Consider the following 4,020-nt stretch of genomic DNA (forward strand, 5'->3'; position numbering starts at 1 on the left):
ATTTTTCTGAATTCCACTCTTTTTATCTCTAGAAAACCTCGCTTTCGCGAGGCTCTTCTATTTATAAGATAAGGCACGTTTAAAGGTTTTCCAAGGACCTAAATCATCTGTTTGCAAAACGAGACTAGCATACATGCGTCCGATAAATCCTGTTGCTACCACTGCAAAAATCACTGTAATAGCAAGTGAAATCCATGCTTCTACTCCCCCTGCATAGCCATTAATAGCTCTAAATGGCATGAAGAAAGTCGAAATAAAGGGAATATATGAACCAATCTTCAAGATGAGATTGTCACCAGCTGCACCTAGAGCTGTCACTCCAAAAAAACCACCTATAATCAAAATCATCAAAGGCGACAAGGCTTTTCCTGCATCCTCAGGACGAGAAACCATAGAACCTAGGAAGGCTGCTAAAACAACGTACATAAAGAGGCTAACCAAGACAAACAATAAGGTGTTGAGCGAGAAAGCCTCTCCTATATGGTTTAAAATACCAGATTGTGCCAAGATTGGTAGGTCTTTAAAGAGAAGAATGGCAGCAAGTCCACCCACGACGTAAATGCCAATATGGGTCAAAATCACAAGAAGCAGAGCCAGCATGCGAGCGTAGAAATAATGACTAGCTCGGATACTAGAGAAGACCACCTCCATAATTTTGGTTCCTTTCTCGCTAGCCACTTCCTGAGCAGTGACACTAGCATAGGTAATCAAAATCATATAAAGGAAGAAACCAAGCCCTGCGGCCGCAAAGGTTTGAATCATTTTTTTATTTTCCTTGGATTCATCAATTTTCTCCGTAAAGTTAACTGTTTGTTCCAAGCGTTTTTCCTGTTCTTGTGACAAATTGGCTGCCGAACGATTGAGTTGATCTTGAAGCTCATTTAACTTGCTCGTTACTCCTAGCTTAATAGCAATCTCAAGGGAAGTTTCACCATGATAGACGGCCTTGAGGACGCTGTCCTCTTGGTCAATGGTTAGGTAACCCTTGATTTTCTCATCTTTGATAGCAGCTTGGGCACTGGCTTCATCCTGATAATCAAAGTTGATACCGTTGGTACCCTTAAGCCCATCTTCCACAGATGGCACAGTTGTTACTACTGCTATCTTACTATTTTGGGCCATAGAAGACCCTTGGAGATAGCCAATTCCTCCAGAGAGACCGATAAACAAGAATGGTGAAATCACCATAAAGAAGAAACTCCACGATTTGACATGTCGAAGATAGGTTTCCTTCATTACAACCCACATATTTCTCATACTTCCACCCCTGATTCTAGTTTAAAGATTTCATCGATTGTTGGCGCTTGCTGGTCAAAGGTTGCGATATATTGCCCCTGAGTCAAGATTGGGAAGAGTTCCCTTCCAGCGCTCTCATCCTCCAAGATCAATTTCCAACTGCCTTGTTTAGTCAAGCTCACCTGTTTGACATGAGGAAGTTTTTCCAATTCTTCCTTGCTTCGTTCACTTGAAACAAAGAGACGCGTTTTCCCGTATTGATTGCGGACATCCTGGACTGGTCCATGCAAGACCACACGGCCATCTCGAATCATGAGAATATCGTCACAAAGTTCCTCGACATTGGTCATGACATGGTCAGAAAAGATAATGGTTGCCCCACGTTCTTTTTCTTGAAAAATGACTTGCTTGAGCAATTCTGTATTGACCGGGTCCAATCCACTGAAAGGCTCATCCAAGATAATCAAGTCTGGCTCATGAATCAGAGTAATAATGAGCTGAATCTTCTGCTGATTTCCTTTTGACAAACTCTTGATTTTATCAGTCAGCTTCCCTTTCACTTCCAACCTCTTCATCCATTGAGGGAGTTTTTCCTTGACCTCCTTGGCATCCATGCCTTTTAGAGTCGCCAAATAACGAACTTGTTCAAGGACTGTCAATTTAGGCATGAGACTGCGTTCTTCAGGAAGATAGCCAATCCGAGCGTAGGTCTCCTGACGAATATCCTGACCATCTAGACTGATTTCTCCTTGATATTCTAAAAACTTCAAAATACTGTGGAAAATTGTTGTTTTCCCAGCACCGTTTTTCCCGACTAATCCCAAAATACGACCTGGTCGCGCTTGAAAGTCAATACCAAACAAAACTTGCTTGGGTCCAAAACTTTTCTCTAGACTTCTTACTTCTAGCATCTTTCACCTCCGAAATGTCTTGCACTCATTATACTCCTTTTTGATAGCCTTTACAATGGTTTCTGTCCATTTTTATCATCCTCATTTTAGTAAAAAATCTTAGGGTACTTTGAGTTATGAGTACATTATACACTGGTAAACTCCAATTTATCACTTCCTCTCCTCAACTGTCTATTTTTGATCCTGAATTGTTATTTGAGCAACTCCTTTATTCCAAATAGCTTTTCCCTAAAAATCATTACATCATATGTTCTCATTTGTCAAAAATAAAAATCTTATCTATTTACTTTGACATAAAACATCATCAAATAGCAACTATTATCAATTAAAACATTACTTAACAACTATCTTCCTCTATATGACTACCATCTTTGAAGAATTACCTATCTCTATATGAATAGTCATTCCTAAACCTAAAAATTTTTTGAAATTGAGTTGGCCTAAACCTCTCATTACCTCATGAAATTTAGGATTTAGATTCACTACTCAATTTACCTGTATCAAAAATCTCCTAGCAGATTTTTCTGCTAGGAGATTTTCTTACGAGAAATACTTGTTTAAACTCTAAAAGTCAGATTCATTATCTAATAATCAAACAATCTACTAATTAAGCTTCTTCGTCTTCTTTACGACGACGGCCTGCAAGACCGAGACCAAGTAATGCACTTGCAGCTGCTGCTACCATAGCTACAGTAGAATCTACTGTACCTGTATTTGGCAATTCTTTAGCCGCTTTACGCGCATTTGCTTGTGCTGATACTGTTTGGCTAGCATTAGCTACTGCTTGAGCGGTAGCTGGAGCTACAGCTGGTGTTTGAGCAGATTGGTCATTAGCTGGAGTTGCATGATCAGTTGATGAAGCAACTTTCGCCATGAAGTCTTCGATACGTTTAACCATTGCATCCACTTCTGCTTGAGTTGCGTCTGCATTGGCAAATACTTTCTTAGCATCTGCTAATAATACATTCGCTTCTTTTGCAGTTTCTGCATCAAGCTTAGCTGATTCTTTAAGAAGCAATTCATCTAATTGATGGATAGCACCTTCTAACTTAGCTTTATTAACTTTGGCTTCAGTGTTATTAGCTCCGTTATTTGCTCCATTTCCTTCATTTCCATGATTTTGTGAAACAATCACTTCAACAGGTACGTTAATTTCTTCTACGCTTCCATCTGCTAATTTAACTGTTACTTTAGCCATCACTGTACCTAATGCTGATGTTGTAGGTTTTTCAACCTTAACAATTTCTACACCGCTTGGTAAGTTTAGTTTTGATAAAACATCTTTATCTGTTAAAGATTCACCTTGCTTAACAGTTACAGAACCATTTACAAACAATTTTGATAAATCATATTCTTCTTGCTCACGAATAACTGCTGAAATACGGTAAACAAAGTTACGAATCGCTTGGTCTACATCTGCTTCTGTTGCTGCTTTTTGAATCGCTTCAATTGCTTCCTTAGCTTTGTTGACTACTTGTGCTTTTGCCGCTGCTTTTTCTGCTTCTGTTAAATCAGTTGCATTCTCAAGTTCAGCTAATTTCTTAGCTAGTTCAGCTTCTACTTCTGCTTTGGCTTTAGCCTTGTAATCTGTTGTTGCTGGTGCTACTTTAGCGATTTCTGCTTTTCCTGCTTCTTTCGCTACTTCTACATCTGCTTCTGTTGCAGCTTTTTCTATTGCTTCGATTGCTTTCTTAGCTTCAGCTGCTACTTGTGCTTTTGCTGCTGCTTTTGCTGCTTCTGAAAGTTTGTCGTTAGCTTCGATGGCTGCTTCTTTGGCTTTTGCTGCTTTTTCGATTTCCGCTTTCGCTGCTGATTTTCCTACTTCTACCGCTGCTGCTGGTGTTACTTTAGCGATTTCTGCTTTTCCTTCAGC

Annotated in this window: 3 protein-coding genes; all 3 read right to left on the reverse strand. The window is 39.6% G+C overall.

Features of this window, described 5'->3' with window-relative positions; all coding sequences use genetic code 11:
* Positions 1-57: 57 nt before the first annotated feature.
* Positions 58-1,257, reverse strand: a complete 1,200-nt coding sequence (locus tag O3601_RS09285; RefSeq protein ID WP_371472710.1) for an ABC transporter permease — start codon at positions 1,255-1,257, stop codon at positions 58-60.
* Complete coding sequence (locus O3601_RS09290; RefSeq protein ID WP_371472712.1) at positions 1,254-2,147, reverse strand: ABC transporter ATP-binding protein; 894 nt, start codon at positions 2,145-2,147, stop codon at positions 1,254-1,256. Before O3601_RS09290 ends, O3601_RS09285 begins: the two co-directional genes overlap by 4 nt.
* 607 nt (positions 2,148-2,754) lie before the next feature.
* Positions 2,755-4,020: DUF1542 domain-containing protein (locus O3601_RS09295; RefSeq protein ID WP_371472716.1), on the reverse strand; the 1,266-nt coding region annotated here is incomplete at its 5' end.

This window comes from Streptococcus sp. 20925_1_69, from assembly GCF_041432365.1.
Taxonomy (GTDB): Bacteria; Bacillota; Bacilli; order Lactobacillales; family Streptococcaceae; genus Streptococcus.

Excerpts from the sequence above, each read along its gene's own strand:
- O3601_RS09290 (WP_371472712.1), bottom strand. The coding sequence starts at position 2,147 with ATGCTAGAAGTAAGAAGTCTAGAGAAAAGTTTTGGACCCAAGCAAGTT.
- O3601_RS09285 (WP_371472710.1), bottom strand. The coding sequence starts at position 1,257 with ATGAGAAATATGTGGGTTGTAATGAAGGAAACCTATCTTCGACATGTC.